Below are 19,059 nucleotides of genomic sequence, written 5' to 3'. Positions count from 1 at the left end.
ACACAAGACAAAATTCAGCCCAAGTTGAGATACACCCAAAACAATGACCGTAAAAGTCATAATTTTTGATTTCGATGGCACAATTGCTGATAGCCTTGATGCCGTCGTGAATATTACTAATCGTTTAGCCGTAGAATTCGGGCATCAGCCAGTCAGTCTAGAAGATATCGAAAAGATTAAAAATTTAAGTTCTAGCCAAATTATTAAATTTTCTGGGGTTTCTATCTTTAAGTTACCCTTTCTACTTAGGAAAGTTAGAACAAGATTACATAATCAGGTTCAAGATTTAAAACCTTTTCCAGGTATTAAAGAAACTTTTACAGAGTTGAAAAATCTGGGGTACCGATTAGGGATTATAACATCTAATTCCAAGGAAAATGTTTCGATTTTTTTGAAGCAGAATGATTTTATAGACTTATTTGATTTTATTTATTCAGCCCCAACGATTTTTGGAAAACACAAAGTAATTAATAGTTTTTCTAAAAAACAAGATCTGCAAATTAGTGAGATGGTTTATGTTGGGGATGAAACAAGAGATATCGAAGCGGCAAGAAAGAGCCGGATAAAAGTAATTTCAGTTAGTTGGGGTTTTAATTCAAAAGAAGTTTTAGCCAAACATCACCCAGATTTTTTGATTGACAAACCTAGCGAACTATTAGAAGTGATAGGAAGCTTACAAAAACAGCCAGTGTAAAGATGGAAGCCGCTTTCTAAAGTTAATTGAAGGGATACGCGATCGTGCTGCCATAGCTCAGATAACTACTGACTAGCCTATGACTTTACAGATAGCTTTGAGAACTTGTAGTAATTGGGTTAAACGCTCAGAATCAATCAAGTTCAACTCTGGCATTAGCAGATAAGTTGGGGGATTTCCCCGCTGAATATACACTAATTGATATCGCAGCCCGTTTGTCGTTAGTCCCCAAAAGGATGTTTGATGTTCTAAACTTTTATGGGCATAGGTAAGGAGTTGAGGAAGACCCGTGAAAGCTTCAACCTGACTGTTTTTAGCTTCAATGACCAAAACCCAAAAAGATACGTTAGCTGTTGTCTGGTGAGTTTTCTTGACGGCTAAAATATCCAACCGTCCTGTAATGATGGTGTCTTCATCTGTGATATTGATATCTGCGATACCCTCTTCCAAGCTAATGTGGATAGGGTAGCGGTAAAAGCCAGCTAATCGCAGTAACAGAGCAACGGTAAGAAGCTTTACCTGTCCTTCCAGCACTTTTCCTGCTGTTAAATAGTGGCGAAAGTCATCCCAAATTTGTAATAGTTCTTGCTGTTCAAACTCTGTTAGAGGTTCTAAAGATAACAACGGTGTGAAAGAACCATTGTACTGCTCCTGAAAGTTTAAAAGACGATGAACATCATCTAGAGATAAATTGCGGGCGTTGAGAGTTGTCATGGGGTTATGTGAATTTTGGATTTTGGATTGAATGAGTTCGGTTGTTAGGGGTAAAAATTATTTTCTGAGTTTATGCCTATAGCGGGGGAAGATGCTCTTTTGGTAAGTGGTAGATGAGCGAATAGTACCCAACAGCTTATTGCCGAAAAAAGTCTTGCTAAATCGCAAAAATCCAACTAACGCGAGAGAATTGCGATGCCAGTCTGTGGATCGAAGAAATGAATTTTCTCTGGCATCAGCGATAACCACAAGCGATCGCCAATTCGCACCGCTTTGTCTGGTGGAATGCGTACCTGTAAGGGATATGCGATCGCTGACTCTAGGAGAGTGGCAGATAAATAAGTTTCGTTGCCTAGTGCTTCCACCAAATCTACTCGCACTTGGAGATTTTTGGGGGCGGGAACGCCAACGATCAAGTGTTCGGGACGGATGCCTAAAGTCAGGGATTGCCCATCGTATTTTTGCAGTGCTGACGCCCAAACATCGGGGAGAGTGAGCCGAAATTGAGAATGGGTAATGAGGAGAGGTGCTTTCACTTGCACCGGCAAAAAGTTCATCGGCGGCGAACCAATGAATTCTGCCACGAAGCGGTTGGCTGGCTGGTTGTAAAGTTCCAACGGTGCAGCGATTTGCTGGATTTTTCCGTGATTCATCACCGCGATGCGATCGCCCATTGTCATCGCTTCCGTTTGGTCGTGGGTGACGTAAATGGTTGTTGTGCCAAGCTGTCGCTGCAACTTAACAATTTGGGCGCGAGTTTCTGCCCGAAGTTTGGCATCTAAGTTCGATAGCGGTTCATCCATCAAAAATACTTGAGGATTGCGCGCGATCGCGCGTCCCAATGCGACTCGCTGCTTTTGCCCTCCTGATAGTTGTTTTGGCAACCTGTTTAAGAGCGGCTCAATTTGCAACAATTGAGCAACTGTCCGCACCTGCTCGTTAATCGCTTTCTCGCGTTCGGGTATGTACCGAAGATGTTTGGGAAGCGATCGCGTCATTTCCACCAGCAGATTCTCCGCCCAGATGGGCAAAGAGGACTGTGGACTGAGTGAAGCATTCCCCTCCTCTGCGCCCCCATTTTCCTGCTTCCCCGCGCCTTTGTGCCCCGTGCGCCGCAGTCCAAAGGCAATATTGTCATACACCGTCATGTGGGGATAGAGGGCATAGTTTTGAAACACCATTGCGATGTCGCGTTCCTTTGGCGGCAAATCGTTCACGAGAGTGTCTCCCACTCGGATATTGCCCCCCGTTAATTCTTCCAGTCCCGCAATCAGCCGCAACAGCGTACTTTTGCCACAGCCAGAAGGGCCTACTAACACCATAAACTCGCCATCTTGCACCGTCAGGTTAATCCGTCGCAAGACATTTGTAGTTCCAGACGGAGGCGAAGGTTTGTCATCTACAACCAGAGAACCCTCATCTGCTGGCGTCAGCAGAGGTTCAGGCGCGATCGCTGCGACGACTTCCCCTTGACGACCGGAAAAGCTTTTGTAAACGTTTTCTATAACAACTTGTGCCACGGCTATTAATACCCACTACTGAATCTATTTTCAATCACTTACTCGCAGCACAGAACTCTTAGGAAAATCGGAGAACCAAAGCAGTAGGGAATCTTGTGGCGGAAAAGAATTAATGGCTTTGAGTTCGGGATTCATCGTTCTCAATAAATCCCGAACGCCGAGCTACGAACAAAGGACGACAGTAATAATTTTTTCGTCCGGGTTTAATTCGAGGATGCGATCGCCTGTTCCATCTTTCCCTCGCAACTGCACTGAATTTACTGGCATTCGCACCACTCGCTGGGCGCTTGTCAGAAGGACGATCTGAGACTTTGCTGGAGCCGCGACCATCGCTGCCAAAGCATCTGTTTTGCTGGTAAAATGCAGTGCCTGAGTGCCAAGGTCGCCAAGATTTGCCAGTCGGATTGTACTCATCGGCAGGCGTTTGGCATACCCCAACTGGGAAACGATTAAAATATTCTCATCATCCCCCAGCGTTAAGGCTCCTACCAGTTGCTCGGAACGCCGCAGCCGCATTGCCTGCACCCCCATCGTCGTGCGTCCCATCAAGGGTAGATGATCGTCGTTGACTTGAAGCCGCAGCAAACGTCCGCCCCCAGTGGCCAAAACGAGCTGTTCGCCGGTTTTAGCCAGATTGACGTACTTTAACCGATCGTCTTCTTTCAGTTTCATGAGCGTGATGCCGCGACTGGTAAGGTTAGCCAGTTCTACCAGAGGCAGGCGCTTGATTCTCCCCTGTTCGCTAAGCAAAATTAGATCGGCACTTTGCGGATTTTCAGGCAGAAAAAAGTTGGAGACAATCGTTTCTGCCGCAGTTTGAGCTGAGTTGGACAGCAAGCCGATTAGCGGCGTTCCCCGCGATTGCTTCCCGGTTGGCGGAATCTCACCCACCTTGACGGGGTAAGCTTTGCCGCCGCTGCTGAGTACGACTAACTCGGCTTGGGTGCTAGTCACCTGAGTTTTGACGATAAAATCATCTGGACGACTGCTGCTATCGCCTTTTCCAGACGCGGATTTAATTCCATTTTTAGGGATGCGCCGGACATATCCGCGCTGGGTAAACTCCAAAACTGCCTCTTCTTCTAAGTGTTCAGGAGTCAGGAGTGCGGCTTGAGTAGATTTGGCTTCTGACTTGTGACTTTTGTCTTTTGAGTCGGGTTTTTTCTCTGTTGGCTGAGTCTTTAATTCTTTCGCTTCCGTCAGGATCTTGCTACGGCGCGGATCGGTGAATTTGCGTTTGAGCGATCGCAAATCTTTTTTCAAGGCTTTCAGGAGTTCGCGGCGATCGCTTAGCAACAGTTGCAACAGATGAATTCTCTCTGACAACTCGTTAAACTCACCTTGTAAGTTTTGCCGTTCCAAGCCAGTGAGGCGTCGCAAGGGCATTGACAAAATAGCATCCGCCTGAACCTCACTGATATTCAACCGTTCTTGTAGCCTTAACTTGGCGGTGCTGCCATCGGCAGCATTCCGGAGAATTTCAATCACCGCATCCAACTCGGTTAAAGACGCCAGCAACCCTTCGACAACGTGAAGGCGTCTTTCTGCCTCACCCAATTCGTAGGTATACTGCCGAGTCAGCGTCTGTTCTCGGAACTTGAGAAATTCCTCCAACAACTGGCGCAACGTGAGCTGACGCGGTTGCCCATCTACCAATGCCAACAGGATCGCGCCAAAATTGGTACAGAGTGCTGTTTGTCGATAGAGTTGATCGAGGACATGGTGAGGATTGGTATCTCGTTTCAATTCCACCACCACGCGCATTCCTTCGCGATCGCTTTCATCCCGCAGATCCGCAATGCCTTCGATTCGACCCTGATTGACCAGTTCCGCTACCTTCTCAATCCAACCCGCCTTATTCACCTGGAAAGGCAATTCCGTCACCACAATTGCCGCCCGCTTGTGCCGTCCCCGAGTTGCCGCGATTTCCTCAATCTGGGCGACTCCCCGCACGGTGATGCTACCGCGACCCGTGTTGTAAGCTTCCCGAATTCCCTCTGTCCCGACAATTTCGCCCCCCGTCGGGAAATCTGGCCCCGGAACTAGCTTCCATAGCTTCCCGTCTGGGAGATCGGGTTGATCGATTAGGGCAATTAAACCATCCACGACCTCACCCAAGTTGTGCGGCGGCACATTCGTTGCCATGCCGACGGCAATTCCGGCGCACCCGTTGAGTAATAACACCGGCAGCTGAGCTGGCAGTACGGTTGGTTCTTGTTGGGAATTGTCAAAGTTGCCGATGAAGTCAACTGTGGCTTCGCCAATTTCACTCAGAAGCGCTTCATGACTAATTGCAGCCAGTCGCGTTTCCGTGTAACGCATCGCCGCAGGTGGGTCATTATCCACCGAGCCAAAGTTACCATGACCGCCGAGGAGGGGATAGCGGCTGGAAAATTCTTGCACCAGACGCACTAAGGCGTCATAAACCGCCTGGTCGCCATGTGGGTGATATTTGCCCAAAACATCCCCAACCACCCTCGCACACTTGCGGTAGGGGCGGTCTGGCGTCAGTCCGAGTTCGTGCATGGCATACAAAATCCGCCGATGCACTGGCTTTAAACCGTCGCGGACATCGGGTAATGCACGCCCGACGATCACACTCATGGCATATTCAAGGTAAGACCGTTGCATCTCCGCGTGTAAAGGCGTGGGGATGATCTGTCCGGTTGCCAAAAGGTTCAGTTGTTTCGCCATGAGTTTTATTCCCTAGTTCCTGAAAACGTAAAATTTTTTTGCATCTTGAGGTTGATGACCGATCGCGTCACAAATGGCAACGTGACAAAGAACCTTTCACAGTAGTATGGAACCGCAGCTATGACCACGACTCTTCCAAAGAGCGCCATTGAAAGGAAAAACTCGATGAAAACCGTTTTGATTGTAGAAGACGATCCGATTAATGCTCGGGTTTTTTCTAAGATTCTGAGCAAGCGGGGCGGTTTGGCAGTTAAGCATACCGAAAATGTGGAAGAGGTGATGCAAATTGCCCAATCCGGTGAGGCTGACATTATTTTGATGGATGTTTCCCTGGCCCATAGTGTTTACCAGGGTAAGTCGGTTGATGGCATAAAAATCACGCAGATGTTGAAGGCTGACCCGCAAACTGCTAGTTTGCCTATTATCCTGGTTACGGCTCATGCGATGGAGGGCGATCGCGAAAATTTCCTCAAACAGAGTGGTGCCGATGCCTATATTTCTAAACCAGTTGTCGATCATCAACTGTTTGTGGATCAAATTAAGGCATTGTTGCCACAATAATACTTTTATGTTCCAGGGGTAGGGCGGGCATTGACCGCCCTGAGTTGTAAAATTCAATGTCTTCCATTTGGAGTGTGAAGGCGCTCTTGTGGCTTTTTACCTTTCAGCCTTTGCCCTCTTCTGTTGCCACCAGTCTAGTACATTTGTATTATTTAAGGAATCCTGGTGGGTGGTTTCTTTACTTCGCGTGACTCGCAGCCCCCGACAACTCTGGCAAAGTGACATGAGGGACGTGGCATTAATCCCACAAACTGGGATTTAAACGGTTGCGGACGTTGGGTAAGGCACGTCCGGCGACCGCGCTCATGGCATATTTAATGGCGTATTCAAAATATGATGGTTGCATCTTTGCGTGTAATCCTGTAGGGACAAACCGTCCGGTCGAAGGTCGGTTCAGTTTTTTTATCATAAGTTTTATTTACTCTTTATTGACAGCAATAAAAAATTTGCATCTTGCGATTGATGGCAAATTAAGCGATAAATTTTAAGGTGACAAAGAAATTTTCATAATCGTATTGAAACAAAAAACAATGACTACGACCCTAGAAAAAAACGCTGTTGAAGGGAAAAACTTGATGAAAACCGTTTTGATTGTAGAAGACGATCCGATTAATGTTCGGGTTTTTTCTAAAATCCTGACAAAGCGAGCCGGTTTGCAAGTGAAACATACTGAAAATGTAGAAGAAGTAATCCAAATCGCCCAAGCTAGGGAGGTTGACATTATTTTGATGGATGTTTCCTTAACAAACAGTTTTTACCAGGGTAAATCGGTTGATGGCATAAAAATCACCCAACTATTAAAAGCTAACCCGCAAACTGCCGCTCTACCGATTATTCTGGTGACAGCTAATGCGATGGAAGGCGATCGCGAAAATTTCCTCCAGCAAAGTGGTGCCGACGAATACATTTCTAAACCAGTTGTCGATCATCAACTGTTCGTGGAGCAAATCATGGCGCTGATACCACAAAAGTAGTTTTGATGCTGATAAGGTGGAGCAAGCTTCATGCAGGCGAGTTGCAAAGCTCTTGTTTCAAAACTATTTGTGACGGCTGTGCCCAAACTTCGGCTCGCAGGTCTTGTATTCAGTTAGGTAAAACCTAGTTTAGTACACTTGTATTTTTTCAGAAATAGTAGAGGCAGAAATAGTAGAGGGGTAGCAATTTTTGCGGCTGCCCAATCGTGTCTCATGTTAGAGTGCGATCGCGTAACGTCTAGGCTTTCTTCGCTGTTTCCCCTGAATGCCTCAATGATGCGACCTTTATTGGCGCTGCCGCAAGCAGTTAGCGCGAATAATCCTGACTCGCGCCTACGTCTAGGTGCAATGATGCTGAATCAATTAAAAATTTTGACCTAATAGGGAGTCAAACTCCGCCCGTAATGCCTTTAGATCGGCAACTCTAGCGACTAACAAATTCTCTTTGCCAGCATCCTTAAGACGCTTGTTCCAATATTGGATATTGTCAGAATTGTTCAGCCAAAAGTCTACCATTGTATGCAGAATCTCTTCTAAATTCCAGCCTCGCTTGGGTGGAACCGCTTCAACGGATTCCAGAAAAGCATCCAGGGTGCATTTAGGACTTCCTAAGTATTCGGCTCTGTGTGGATCTGTTTGAATAATTTCCTGTTGATGGTTAAAGAAATAAAGAATGGGAGATACCCCTAAAATTTCAAAGGTATAGTTCATCGCAGTCTCCTCAAAATTTTCTTTCTTGCTGAATCCTACCAATTGTTAAAGAATAGTATGGTTACATTGCTAACATCTTTGGCATCCGGCTTAAGTAAATTTATACAATGTTTGATAAGCGAGAAATATCCGCCAGAAGAAGTGTGCAGCCTGAACTGAGGAGTATGCCCTTCGGTAAAATTTACATCAGAATGACCGATTCAAAAAACAGGAATGATCTTTTTAACAAATTTTTTTAATTGGATTACAAATTTTAAAGGAGAACTGGCGGCACTCAGTGCCGCCTTTTTATGGGCGATCGCTTCGCTGGTTTACAGCCGCTTGGGACGGCAAATCCCACCCCTAGAACTGAATTTGTTTAAAGGGATAATTGCGATCGCGTTCCTTGTTCTCACCCTACTTTTGCAAGGACAGCTGCTACCTGAAATCAACCCGACTGCACTGACACTATTGCTACTAAGTGGCGTCCTTGGCATTGGATTGGGAGATACGGCTTATTTTGCAGCCATCAACTGCCTGGGTGCAAGGCGTACCTTGATATTAGAAACCCTAGCACCCCCCTTAACAGCCGTGTTAGCGCTAGTCTTTTTACAAGAACAACTGACGGCTGCTGCTTGGTGCGGAATTTTATTAACCATTCTGGGCGTCGTCTGGGTGGTGACGGAACGGGTGCCTAATTCCACCGCTGAAAGCAAGCATCTGACGATGCGGGGAATTAGTTGGGGTTTACTGGCAGCAGTAGCACAGGCAACAGGTGCCGTCCTCTCGCGGACAGCCCTCATCCAATCGAGTATCAGCCCCTTGTGGAGTACCTTGTTGCGCTTGGGGGCGGGGGTACTGGTGCTACTGCTGTGGAAGTTGCTGGGGCGGCGTCAAGCCAATGACTGGCTTAAACCGTTGCAGTCTTGGCACATTGTGGGAGTCATTGCCATAACCGCTTTTTTCAGCACCTATCTCGGCATCTGGCTGCAACAAATTTCTCTGAAATTCGCCCCCGCTGGAATTGCCCAAACGCTAAGTTCTACTAGCCCGTTGTTTGTCTTACCCCTAGCGATTTGGATGGGCGATGTTGTCAGTTTTCGAGCTATCTTAGGTGTTTTAGTTGCCTTGGGTGGAGTGGCGGTGCTGTTTAGCCTTCGGTAGGGATTTGGTGGGGAAGTGCCTTGAACAGAAAATAGCGATCGCACCATTACACAAGTAGTTTTAGAAAGGGAGATTGCTCGATTAATAAAGTCTGAGGCTATGTTTAACCCCTAAAAACATAGCGCCTACTTCAGAAGTAGGCGCTCTCAGCTGAGGAATCTTTAACCCAGTTCTATCACTTTGTCAGAAGCCACAATAATTTGCGATCGGCAGTCGATAGACTAAATTGTTGTATTTTCCCGATCCATCTGGCGCTCAATCGTTTCGATCGCAGCGTTAAGTCCTGCCAATCTCGCCTCTAGATCGTTTCGCATCCATTTCAGGAACCGAAGTCTGCGTTCCTGATAATCTCTACCGGAAACTGGTTGAGATCCCCAACAGGTACTACCCCAAAACGGAAACATAGCGTTCATCCTTAATGTAAGTCTACTTTCATCTTGACCAAATTTTTTGGCAGTAAGGGAGCTGAGAATGCAGTGATTACCGTATCTCCAACCAAAAAGAGCGCCCTTCTGATTTGCGATCGCACTCTCTCCTTAACTTAAATCAAACTGCTGCTTTAGCCGCAAAGCGTCCTGTATTCCGGATAGCATCTAGAAATGCATAGACGGCTGGAGTATGAAGGGCATTTGCGAGAAGCGCTACCCCAATTACTCGCTCTAGAGGTGCTGGCAAGCTGCACACGCGCACCCCAGTGGGAACAGGTTCGGCAGCCAGACGAGGGAGAATTGCTGCCCCTAAACCCTGTTCCACCATGCTGACGATAGTTGAATCTTCTTTGATTTCATAAGCAATGTTGAGCGCGTATTCTGCGATTACCAAGTATTTGCGAATCCACTCATTGCAGGGAATGCAGGAACTAATAATCAAAGGATAAGTGGCTAACTGCTTCCAAGTGACTTTGGCACTACTTAAATTAGTTGTAGGCGGGAGTAGGAGAACGTAATCATCCCGCAAAATTTCCCAAGTTTCAAATTCATTACCAGCGGGTAAGTAGATAAACCCAATATCGGCATAACCGGCTCGCAATGCATCTCCTACACGCGAGTAATCATCACCATCAACGATGCTTACAGTGATATTCGGGAAGCAAGCGCGAAATCGAGCGATCGCTGTCGGGAGTATATGAGTCGCCACACTCCGAAAACAGGCAACTCGCACGTTTCCACCCTGTAAGCCTTTTTCTAAATTGGCTTCCTTCTCCATTGCTTCCAAAAGCTGTAGCAATTTACGAGCATGAGCCGTAACCCGCTCTCCGACCGGGGTAAGACGCGCTCCATAACGTCCGCGAGCCAGCAAGACGACTCCCAATTCTTCTTCAAAACTTGCGATCGCATGACTGATTGCTGACTGCGATACCTCCAACTGCAAGGCGGCTTCGCTGAAGTTGCCGTAGTCTGCCACTGCGACTAAAGCACGAATCTGGGAAAGCTTCATCCGGCTTTTATTTATTTCATTCATGGCGGTTATGCAAGCGGTGTATGCATTGTCGCAAACGCAGTCAAATCATTTCTTCTTTTATATATGAATTTTATTCATACTAGCTATACAAATATTGCTTTGTCTATCAAATAACCAAAAGTTACATTGAATTTGTCAGCGAATTTAGGTTGTGCAATCTAGATTTCTTGGTTGAATTAGTCGAGATTTTACAAGCTCCTCTCTAGTTCCACATCACCCATTCAGGTGATTCTACTGGAGGAAGTAAACTTCTAATCTTCAACTTTACTCTGTAATTAACCTTCATCAGTTGCGGCGGAATCAATATTGATAACTGCTGCAAGCAAATAAGTTTGTCTATCCTACTTTTTTGCAGCACAATCTGAAATTTATTCTATCTTGAAGCGGGAGAAAATTATTATGGAAACTTCTGAGAATTGTTTTGAAAAAAAAAGGTTAGAAACTATTTACACCCAAAAGGAGCAGAAGCCTGTTCAGGAGACTAAAGTATTTTCTGTTCTGAATAGTGTTTGGCAGCGTTTAGTTACATTCTTGACTCAAGAGCCAGAGATAAAAGTTTGGAAGAAGTCCGACCGCTTTGGAAATATCTGGTGGGAAGTTTACGATCCTTTTAGCGGCAGATCTGCAACTTTTGGTTGTGAAGTTGATATGCTGGAATGGGTTGAAAAAAGGTACTATGGAAACAATAAGTCAATGTTTTAAAGAAAAGCAAAACATTTGAATCCGGGGACTTTTATCTTCCAGCTAGATTTTCTGGGGAAGCGCTTTTAAAGCGAAACAAAAAGAGTAACACACCAGGAAAATCTTCTCGACATATTGCACAACCCCTAGCTAATGCTGGGGGTTTTTGGTGGAAGCGATCGCTCCCTCTCACCCCAACTGAATTTATTTCTGGCGGTTATGAATCGTCTTCAATTCCCATCGTCAAATCTAGAGTCGCACGAGCAACAGCGGCGTGTTCTTCGGCAATATCGGGAGGAGGAGTGGTGATATTTTCGTTTTGACCTTCGACTAGCAGCTTAGGTTTATCGTTCTCTTCCGGTTTCAGAGTTGAGTTATCTAGATTAGCTTGCTCATTTTGGGGAGTCAGTTTCTCATCTGTCATAAGCGTTCTTTTTGCGAAGTATCTTCGATCTCGTTATCGCTTAACCGCTAAGGTCAATCCATCTGCTATGGGGACGAGACTGATAGAAACTCGTTCGTCGCGGTGCAATTTTTCGTTCAAAGCTCGGATATTCTGGGTACTGTTATCCCGATCTTGAGGAGCGGCAACTCGTCCACTCCACAAGACATTATCGATGGCAATTAAACCACCGGGACGCACCAGATGGAGCGATCGCTCATAATACCCGTCATAATTACTCTTATCAGCATCGATGAACGCAAAATCAAACGTTTGTGCCTCCCCCTGTGCCAATAGCCGATCCAGCGTTTCCAGCGCCGGTGCGATTCGCAGATCGATCTTGTCCGCTACCCCAGCTTCCTGCCAATAGCGCCGCGCTACCGAGGTAAACTCTTCACTGACATCGCAAGCAATAATCTTGCCGTCTGGGGGAAGTGCAAAAGCTACGCACAAAGAACTGTAGCCAGTAAATACGCCCACTTCCAGGGTTTTCTTTGCCCCCATTAGCTGAACCAACAGCGCCATAAATTGCCCTTGTTCTGGGGAAATCTGCATCCTGGCGTAGGGATGATTTGCCGTTTCTTCCCGCAGACGGCGAAGAATCTCTGGTTCTCGCAAGGATGAAGAAAGTAGGTAATCGTAAAGCTGGTCATCTAACCCTAGGGCCTTTTTTGACATGATGGATTTAGAACTCGAAGAACGCACACAGCCTATCCTATCGTTCTGGTTGTGATACGTAGGAAATAGAGGAGAAGTTAAACGCCATGCTGCGAATTATTTTGACAGTGATTTTGCTGGGACTGCTGACAGCTTGCGGCATTGGTGTACCCGCACCAGGTGGTCAACTGGTACAGAAAGCGATCGCGCTTCAAGTCAGCCAAACCCAAAAGCAGCTGAGTCAGCAGTTATTCCAGCAACCCTCTAGCTTTGAAATTGCTCAAATACGAGTGACTCACGAGGAACCTTTGTTGATTCAAAAGTTACCTGCCTACCACATCCAAGGCACCTACAACTTTACCCTGCAACGTTCCAACCATCAGGTAACTCAACAACAAAACCACTTTGATATCTACTTGCAACGCCAAATCGAAGGTAAAACTTGGCGTCTGGCGATTCCCCAATCTACTAGCACAAACACTGAACCGACTTGGCGCACTTGGTTGATTCAATAAACTGATTTTGAGCCATCAATATTTAATAAATTTCTGTTTATCCGGTCCCATCGTTTTCTGCAATAACAAAAAAACCAAATGCTTCAATTAACGCTTCCATACAGCCTGTACTGCCATAGGGATAGGCGTAAGAGTAAAATTCAAGCCTAGCTTTATCCGCAGAAATCATCCGACAGGCAGTTAGTTGGTACTCACCATCTTTGAAGGCATAAATCATAGACTCAAAATCCCACGGAGTTTCTAGGCTAGGGTCAGTCCACCTCTGTTCCACAGGAGTGGCAAACCAGCGACGGTAATGTTCAACCCGTTCGTCTTCAGTAGGCCACCAAAAATGGGATAATGCTTCATCATCAAAAAAGGTCAGCCAATCTTTGTCATCGCGCCATAAATTTGCATCTTTGTCTTTCTTAATCTCATAAAAAACTCGACAAAGGGCATCGAATCGGTCCCGCTTATTTACTTGAAACTTCACAAATTCACCAATCTCATCCTTCATTTTCTTTCCTTCGCGTTCTTTGCGTCTTCGCGGTTAAAAAATCCAACTCATGTGAAAGTTGCCAAACTATCACAAACCGCTCTATTACCGCAGCTATCTCCAGCCACGATTGAGGCAATTCCTTCAGGCAGAGATGACTGAGATGTATTTCAACTTTATTGGTTTCAGCGTGGGATTAGTGGTTTTAGTGCTGGTCGCTTTTGGTGTAGTGCAAGGCTTAAATGTACCAGCAGGTAATTTTATCGATTGGGTAATTGGTGCGGCGAGTTTTTGGTGGCTGCTGGTGATTGTGACAGTTCCGTGGAATATCCACTTTGACGCGAAAGAAGTCATCGCAGAAGCAGCACTGTCAACCGAAAAGGGAATTGCGATTGATGAGAAACAAGTTAAGTATGCCAAAGCGATCGCAAATCGGTCATTTTGGGTAGCGATCGCGCTCCATTTTCTCTCCGCTGCCGGTCTTTATACTCTAGCTGTAACAGGCATCAGTGCCGTTGGATACGTCAGTTCCGGTGCCGCTTTACTATTAACGGCTTTGCGTCCGGCCGTGCGAACCTACGAATATTTAGCCGCCCGGTTGTCGATGATTCGCCAAGAATTTCAGTATCCCCGCCAAGATATTTGGGAACTGCGTAGCCGCTTTGATAATTTAGAGTATGCCGTCAGGCAATTAGAAGCGCAAATGAATCCTGAAGATCCATATTCTTTTGTCGCCACTCAACAGCGGTCAGGCGATGAAACTCGCAAAGAATTAGCTCGTGTGAATGCCACAATCGAAGAACTGCGAGCCACAAACCAAGCCGATCACGAGCGCTTATCCAGAGAAGCGAAAAATGCGATCGCTCAACTCAGCGCAGATGGGCAATTTCTCGACCACGTCCGCGAAATTATCCGCTTTTTCAAAACTGCCTAATCAGAAGAGAGGGGAGAGGGCTGAGGACTGAGGACTGAGGGCTGAGGGCTGAGGGCTAGGGGTGAGGACTGAGAAGGGGGAGAGGTTTGAGGGCGAGTAGAAGCACGCGAGATATGAAACAGTAAGAGAGTTGAAGTTAACTTATTGCGCCCAAGGCTAAAGTGTTGAATCTGGAGTTTTGTTGTCTCTCCCTTATCCCTTGTTAATACCTCAGCCCTCAGCTCCCTCATTCACGCCCTTATCTAGGGGTTTTTTGTGAACTGGAGCCTCTCCCCTCCTCAGCCCTCAGTCCTCAGCCCTCAGTCCTCAGTCCTCTCCCCTCTCCCTTACTCAGTCCTTACAAGAATCCCGCTGACTCATACAGCCTTCTGAGAGTTGCCTCAATCTTGGTACCGTACTGCGGATCTGCTGCCCACCGTCCGCTCAACTGAGAAATCAGCGGCGCGACGCCCCGCGTCACAAAGCGAAAGCGCGGATCGACCAGTTCCTGCACCAAAGGCTCTAAACTCGCGTAAGCTTTCAAGTGTTGGATATGGGCGCGGACACCAATTCTGGCGCTGGGGAAGGTCGCGCTCTCAGAAGCTCCGCCGATCGATCCCAAAGCGGCAAAATTATTTTGGCTGGGCTTAATGTCACCCCCAAAGCGCAAAAAGCCGGTTTCTACACACATTTGACAGAAAGCAATGTCATAGTTGACGCCCTCAATTGTGGCTTCTTCCCGGTAAAGTTTGGGTAAGTCGGGAAACTGGGCGAGGGCGTTCTCGTTATTGGCTTTGAGGAACATAATCATCTGTACCTCAGAGGTATTTCCATATCCCATAATCCGATCTAGTTGACCGGGACAGATGGGTAAAATGGAGCGCAAAGACAGGGTGCGGGTGGCGCTATCCCAACCAACCGAGATATTAAAAGGTCGAAGTTCAATGGCTTTGACATAGACGACACCTCGGTAGGACACGCGGCGGACTGAGGTGTTATTTGTCAAGTCAATTGCGAGCCTGTCCACCAGGTCAATAGGGATGTAGGCGTTGCTATTGATGAGAACGCCCTTCTCCCCATAGACCTGGTTATTAATGTTGATATTGATGGAAGGATAGGTGGGGGAAGTGCCAGGATCGGGGGTGGGAGTACCGCCTCGGCTCCAAGATGCCAAGCCGTCTGCAATTCCTAGCGCGATGTCGCGGCGGCGATTCTGAATTAAGAATCGGTCATCCGGATTGGTGAGATAGCCAACTTCCATCAGCAGGGAGGGAATAAAAGTATCGCGGCAGAAGCTCAAACGTCCGACGCCGGTGGCGGTGTCTGGCTTGACTCCCCGGCTGGGCAGCTGGGGAACGCGGCGCAAAAGCGCCAAAAGTAGCAGTTCGGCATTCTGCTTGCGTTCCTCGTTGCTGGAAATGTAGAAGACCGTAGCGCCACGAGTCGCCGGGTTAGAATAGGCATCGGCATGGATTTCTAGCGCCACGTCGCCGCTCCGAGAGCGGGCGTTGATCCAGGAAATCGACTGCGTTGAGTTCTGATCGTCTGGGACAGAAAGAACTTCAAAACCCCGCGATCGAAGTTCGGGTACAATCTGGTCGCGCAGCAGAATCATCTCTTGAGCCTCTGTGGTGCCACCTGCTTGCCCTCCTGGCTCTCCAGCACCATGACCGGCTGAAATAAAAATTCGTCCCATCTTGAAGGATTCCCCCAGCGCTAAAAGTAATCTATATTAATCAACCACGATAAGGATTTCCGGGTGCTACGGCTAGTCCAACTTAACGCTTCCTGTGTGAGAACAGCGAATAAATTGTTCCAGACACATATATTAATGGGTACTAAGAAGAAGAAACTGTAAGATTTTCGGTATGGTAGAGCTGGAAATCATCAATTCATCCCCATAGATGAACAAAATCGTTGAAGTCTTACCAGATAAAACGGCGCTGATTGAGCGATCGCTCCAAGTGTGCGTCGAGCAAATTCACGCCACAATCGAACAGCGATCGCTCTGTACTATCGCCTTGTCCGGTGGTAGCACCCCCAAGCCGTTGTATGAAGCGATCGCGATCCAAAATCTGCCTTGGGATAAAATTCACATATTTTGGGGCGACGAACGCTACGTGCCGCCAGACCATCCCGATAGTAACCAAGGGATGGCGCGGAGTGCATGGCTGGATAAAGTGAATATCCCAGCCGCCAACATCCACCCCATGCCAACCGATGAAGCCGATCCATCTGTTGCAGCGGATAAGCACGAACAACACATCAGGGAGTTTTTTCAAGTTCAACCCGGTGAATTTCCAGCGTTCGATCTCATTTTGTTAGGGATAGGAGACGACGGACACACAGCTTCTCTGTTTCCCCACACAGAAGCATTGAATGTACGCGATCGCCTGATTACCGTCGGCAACAAAGATGGGCAACCCCGGATCACCTTCACGGCACCCCTAATTAACCATGCTCGGTGTGTCATATTTGTGGTTGCCGGTGCGAGTAAACGACCTGCTCTCGCTCAGGTTTTTGCTCCTACCGCTGACGACCAAACCTATCCCAGTCGGTTAATCCAGCCCCAAGGCGAACTTTGGTGGCTTTTTGATGAGGCTGCCGGTCTTGAATTAAGCCGGTCTTGAACTAGCCGGTCTTAAACTAAAAAGTTAAGACGCCTCGCCATTCAGACTATATTTGAATTTCCACCTTCCACTCCCATCTCTAGGAGGGATACAGCCTGCAAGGAGGTTTTATGATTGTCTGCCCGAATTGCAATCACCAAAATCCTGATGGAGCAGCCCAGTGTGAGGCTTGCTACACCCCCTTACCCGCCACCACCGCTTGTCCCAACTGTGGCGCACCCGTCCAAACCGACGCTACCTTCTGCGGTCAGTGTGGTTCTAACCTGCGACCGAGCAGTCCAGGTGAGGTAGGGGCATCGACAGGACTAGACCCGTTCCCCGGCGTACCAGACTTAATGGCACCCGATCCGCTGGTGGCACCCGATCCTTTAGTGGCTAGCCCTCAATCATCAATGCCCAGCTCTAGCCCGGATGTACCCGCTCCGGTGGCACCCGTTCCAGCTACAGTGGTCAGTCAGCCACCCGCACAGGAGCAAGCAAGCGTTACCCCCCCGGCGGCTTCTAGCAGCACTCCACCCGCGTCCGCAGCAACTTCTGGTAGCTCAAAAACGCAGCTACAGCAGCAGAATGCCCGTTTGCTGCACGTCCAAACGGATACGATGATTGAATTGCCAGCACAACTGTCGGTGATTCACATCGGCAAGCCAAACGACCAGATTCCACCTGATATTGATGTTTCAGGATTCCCCAATTCCGAGATTGTTTCTCGGATTCATGCGGATATCCGCGTGGAGGGAGACGCCTTCTACATAGAAGACGTTGGGAGTGCGAATGGCACCTACATTAACCATAACCCCCTGCCTAGCGGCAATCGGCACCGTTTAAGAACCGGCGATCGCATTGGCCTAGGCAAAGGCGACAAGATGACCTTCTTGTTCCAACTCTCTTAATCCCAGAGGCTGTTCGATGCGATCGCAAAGCCTGAAAAGCCTGCTGCATCGCCTCTTGGGGTGAGGGGTCATGGCAATTGCAGACTGTTTTTTTAAGTGATAGGCTTGAGGGAAACAATTCGGCATCGGACTCAGGTTTATGTAAATTCAACAGTTATATAAACCTGTGATGGGAGAAATTGGGAATCCCGGCGAATCAATTCGGGGGATACACCGACTTGACCCCCTCATGATACGATGCCATTGGTAACACCCGTGGGTGCCTTGGAACTAAAAACGCGAAACCCAGGTGGAACGAGGTCAAAAGGGTTTACAATTCCATCTACCCACGTTCTACCCATTCGCGGTCTGACTCCAGTCATTGGGGGATTCATTTCAATTCATTGAATGGAGGAAGTCACGTCAGTTGACAGTGTTACGAGTCCCAAGCCTAGAGACGGAAATCTTTAGAATATGTAACATCGGTGATTACCCTGACCCTGCTGCATCCTATCCAATCTATACCAGTTCAGAATTGGACTTTTGAACCCGAATCAGTAGTAATTCGGATTGGACGGTCAACCGAGAATGATGTCATTCTTTACAGTGCGGTTGTTTCTCGACACCACGTCGAGATTCGGCGTAGTGGTTCCGATTGGGAAGTTGTTAGTTTAGGTGCCAACGGCACCTATCTTGATGGAAAACGCATCGACCAAGTGCCGGTGGTCGATGGGATGATTATTCGCCTCGCCAGCTCCGGCCCCCAAATTCAAATTCGGATTGGCTCGGCAGAAACTAAGGCAAGGCTAAATACGGTTGCAGGTAAGCAATCGGTCACTCGAAAGTCTGAAGAGAAATCTAGAGATAGAGAGACTTTCATAGATGCCCGTTCGCTTGAACCAGATGAAAAGAATCAACCAAACGTGAAGCTGGTAGCTGCTTTGGAAAATCTTGGTAAATCTAAAAAATCACCCTAGGGTTGCCAAGATTTTGTCCTAGGTCTTTACCATCGCAATTCAAGGGTTGTATGGAATACATCCGTAGGGGCATGGCAATCAAAAAGCCCCTACCTAATGGGCGCGGTTAAAACGTAGAGCCGCGATATCTTCCACTCAACTTAAGAAACGCTATAAACAGGTATTGAGCTAGCAATAAGCGAAAATGCCAGTAAAATGCCTATCTCACCACAATGCTATCTCTCAGACAGCAACGGATTGCCGATCTGGAGATAGCATTGATTTTGGCTTGAATTGAAATGGGGGCAGAGGGACTTGAACCCTCACGACCTTTTACGGTCAACGGATTTTCATTCTCTCGCAGCTTTCGCTACTGTCTTTTACGACTTTGAGAATTGGACTCTCCCTTTACCCTCGGCTTGACGTTAGGGTAGCTCCCGTCGAGTCTC

Annotated in this window: 20 protein-coding genes; 10 read left to right on the top strand and 10 right to left on the bottom strand. The window is 47.4% G+C overall.

Translation table 11 applies throughout. The features are described 5' to 3' along the window. Positions 1 to 43 precede the first annotated feature (43 nt). Complete coding sequence (locus NC996_RS00265; RefSeq protein ID WP_190683138.1) at positions 44 to 694, top strand: HAD-IA family hydrolase; 651 nt, start codon at positions 44 to 46, stop codon at positions 692 to 694. 72 nt (positions 695 to 766) lie between these two features. Here NC996_RS00265 and NC996_RS00260 read toward each other — a convergent pair whose 3' ends face one another. The 3 genes from NC996_RS00260 to gyrA all read right to left on the bottom strand — a co-directional run bounded on the left by NC996_RS00260 (position 767) and on the right by gyrA (position 5,622). Continuing rightward, positions 767 to 1,408, bottom strand: a complete 642-nt coding sequence (locus NC996_RS00260; protein ID WP_190683134.1) for a restriction endonuclease subunit R — start codon at positions 1,406 to 1,408, stop codon at positions 767 to 769. 176 nt (positions 1,409 to 1,584) lie between these two features. Continuing rightward, a complete protein-coding gene (locus NC996_RS00255; protein WP_190683131.1) occupies positions 1,585 to 2,928 on the bottom strand; it encodes an ATP-binding cassette domain-containing protein in 1,344 nt (447 codons plus the stop codon). 162 nt (positions 2,929 to 3,090) lie between these two features. Further along, the gene (gyrA, locus tag NC996_RS00250) at positions 3,091 to 5,622 is read right to left on the bottom strand and encodes a DNA topoisomerase (ATP-hydrolyzing) subunit A (protein WP_190683115.1); all 2,532 of its coding nucleotides are present in this window, start codon (positions 5,620 to 5,622) and stop codon (positions 3,091 to 3,093) included. Positions 5,623 to 5,787: 165 nt separating this feature from the next. Here gyrA and NC996_RS00245 point away from each other — a divergent pair, with 165 nt between their 5' ends. Continuing rightward, positions 5,788 to 6,183, top strand: coding sequence for a response regulator (locus NC996_RS00245; RefSeq protein ID WP_190413592.1), 396 nt, complete (start codon positions 5,788 to 5,790; stop codon positions 6,181 to 6,183). Positions 6,184 to 6,758: 575 nt separating this feature from the next. Beyond that, positions 6,759 to 7,157, top strand: coding sequence for a response regulator (locus NC996_RS00240; RefSeq protein ID WP_190413779.1), 399 nt, complete (start codon positions 6,759 to 6,761; stop codon positions 7,155 to 7,157). A gap of 363 nt (positions 7,158 to 7,520) precedes the next feature. On the opposite strand, the gene NC996_RS00235 is transcribed toward NC996_RS00240, so the two are convergent. Next, the gene (locus NC996_RS00235; protein WP_190683109.1) at positions 7,521 to 7,868 is read right to left on the bottom strand and encodes a hypothetical protein; all 348 of its coding nucleotides are present in this window, start codon (positions 7,866 to 7,868) and stop codon (positions 7,521 to 7,523) included. Positions 7,869 to 8,081: 213 nt separating this feature from the next. Here NC996_RS00235 and NC996_RS00230 point away from each other — a divergent pair, with 213 nt between their 5' ends. Continuing rightward, complete coding sequence (locus NC996_RS00230) at positions 8,082 to 9,011, top strand: DMT family transporter (RefSeq protein ID WP_190683106.1); 930 nt, start codon at positions 8,082 to 8,084, stop codon at positions 9,009 to 9,011. Positions 9,012 to 9,232: 221 nt separating this feature from the next. On the opposite strand, the gene NC996_RS00225 is transcribed toward NC996_RS00230, so the two are convergent. Continuing rightward, a complete protein-coding gene (locus tag NC996_RS00225; RefSeq protein ID WP_190413584.1) occupies positions 9,233 to 9,415 on the bottom strand; it encodes a hypothetical protein in 183 nt (60 codons plus the stop codon). 142 nt (positions 9,416 to 9,557) lie between these two features. Further along, positions 9,558 to 10,472, bottom strand: coding sequence for a LysR family transcriptional regulator (locus NC996_RS00220; RefSeq protein WP_190683100.1), 915 nt, complete (start codon positions 10,470 to 10,472; stop codon positions 9,558 to 9,560). A gap of 399 nt (positions 10,473 to 10,871) precedes the next feature. Between NC996_RS00220 and NC996_RS00215 the strand changes: the two genes are divergently transcribed. Further along, entirely contained in the window at positions 10,872 to 11,174 is a 303-nt protein-coding gene (locus NC996_RS00215; RefSeq protein ID WP_199302909.1) for a hypothetical protein, read from the top strand. Positions 11,175 to 11,370: 196 nt separating this feature from the next. Here NC996_RS00215 and NC996_RS00210 read toward each other — a convergent pair whose 3' ends face one another. Together NC996_RS00210 and NC996_RS00205 are read right to left on the bottom strand one after the other, a co-directional pair. Next, positions 11,371 to 11,577, bottom strand: coding sequence for a hypothetical protein (locus NC996_RS00210; protein WP_190683097.1), 207 nt, complete (start codon positions 11,575 to 11,577; stop codon positions 11,371 to 11,373). A gap of 33 nt (positions 11,578 to 11,610) precedes the next feature. Further along, positions 11,611 to 12,273, bottom strand: coding sequence for a class I SAM-dependent methyltransferase (locus tag NC996_RS00205; RefSeq protein WP_190683095.1), 663 nt, complete (start codon positions 12,271 to 12,273; stop codon positions 11,611 to 11,613). Between the two features lie 86 nt (positions 12,274 to 12,359). Here NC996_RS00205 and NC996_RS00200 point away from each other — a divergent pair, with 86 nt between their 5' ends. Then, a complete protein-coding gene (locus NC996_RS00200) occupies positions 12,360 to 12,767 on the top strand; it encodes a hypothetical protein (protein WP_190438906.1) in 408 nt (135 codons plus the stop codon). Between the two features lie 37 nt (positions 12,768 to 12,804). On the opposite strand, the gene NC996_RS00195 is transcribed toward NC996_RS00200, so the two are convergent. Further along, positions 12,805 to 13,263: a hypothetical protein gene (locus NC996_RS00195; RefSeq protein WP_199302907.1), complete on the bottom strand. Its 459-nt coding sequence runs from the start codon at positions 13,261 to 13,263 to the stop codon at positions 12,805 to 12,807. A 142-nt stretch (positions 13,264 to 13,405) separates the two neighbouring features. Between NC996_RS00195 and NC996_RS00190 the strand changes: the two genes are divergently transcribed. Continuing rightward, complete coding sequence (locus NC996_RS00190) at positions 13,406 to 14,176, top strand: hypothetical protein (RefSeq protein WP_190438936.1); 771 nt, start codon at positions 13,406 to 13,408, stop codon at positions 14,174 to 14,176. Between the two features lie 337 nt (positions 14,177 to 14,513). Here NC996_RS00190 and NC996_RS00185 read toward each other — a convergent pair whose 3' ends face one another. Further along, positions 14,514 to 15,851, bottom strand: a complete 1,338-nt coding sequence (locus NC996_RS00185) for an N-acetylmuramoyl-L-alanine amidase (RefSeq protein WP_190428696.1) — start codon at positions 15,849 to 15,851, stop codon at positions 14,514 to 14,516. Between the two features lie 208 nt (positions 15,852 to 16,059). Between NC996_RS00185 and pgl the strand changes: the two genes are divergently transcribed. The 3 genes from pgl (at position 16,060) to NC996_RS00170 (ending at position 18,631) form a co-directional block, all read left to right on the top strand. Beyond that, on the top strand, positions 16,060 to 16,785 hold the full coding sequence (gene pgl, locus NC996_RS00180; protein WP_190683094.1) for a 6-phosphogluconolactonase: 726 nt from the start codon (positions 16,060 to 16,062) through the stop codon (positions 16,783 to 16,785). Positions 16,786 to 16,895: 110 nt separating this feature from the next. Continuing rightward, the gene (locus NC996_RS00175; protein WP_190413566.1) at positions 16,896 to 17,675 is read left to right on the top strand and encodes an FHA domain-containing protein; all 780 of its coding nucleotides are present in this window, start codon (positions 16,896 to 16,898) and stop codon (positions 17,673 to 17,675) included. Positions 17,676 to 18,139: 464 nt separating this feature from the next. Beyond that, entirely contained in the window at positions 18,140 to 18,631 is a 492-nt protein-coding gene (locus NC996_RS00170) for an FHA domain-containing protein (RefSeq protein WP_190683093.1), read from the top strand. The last annotated feature ends 428 nt before the right edge of the window (positions 18,632 to 19,059 follow it).

This window comes from Trichocoleus sp. ST-U2 (assembly GCF_039961875.1).
Taxonomy (GTDB): domain Bacteria; phylum Cyanobacteriota; class Cyanobacteriia; order Cyanobacteriales; family FACHB-T130; genus FACHB-T130.
The sequence above is the reverse complement of the archived record's forward strand: the minus strand, read 5'-3'. Positions and strand labels throughout refer to the sequence as shown.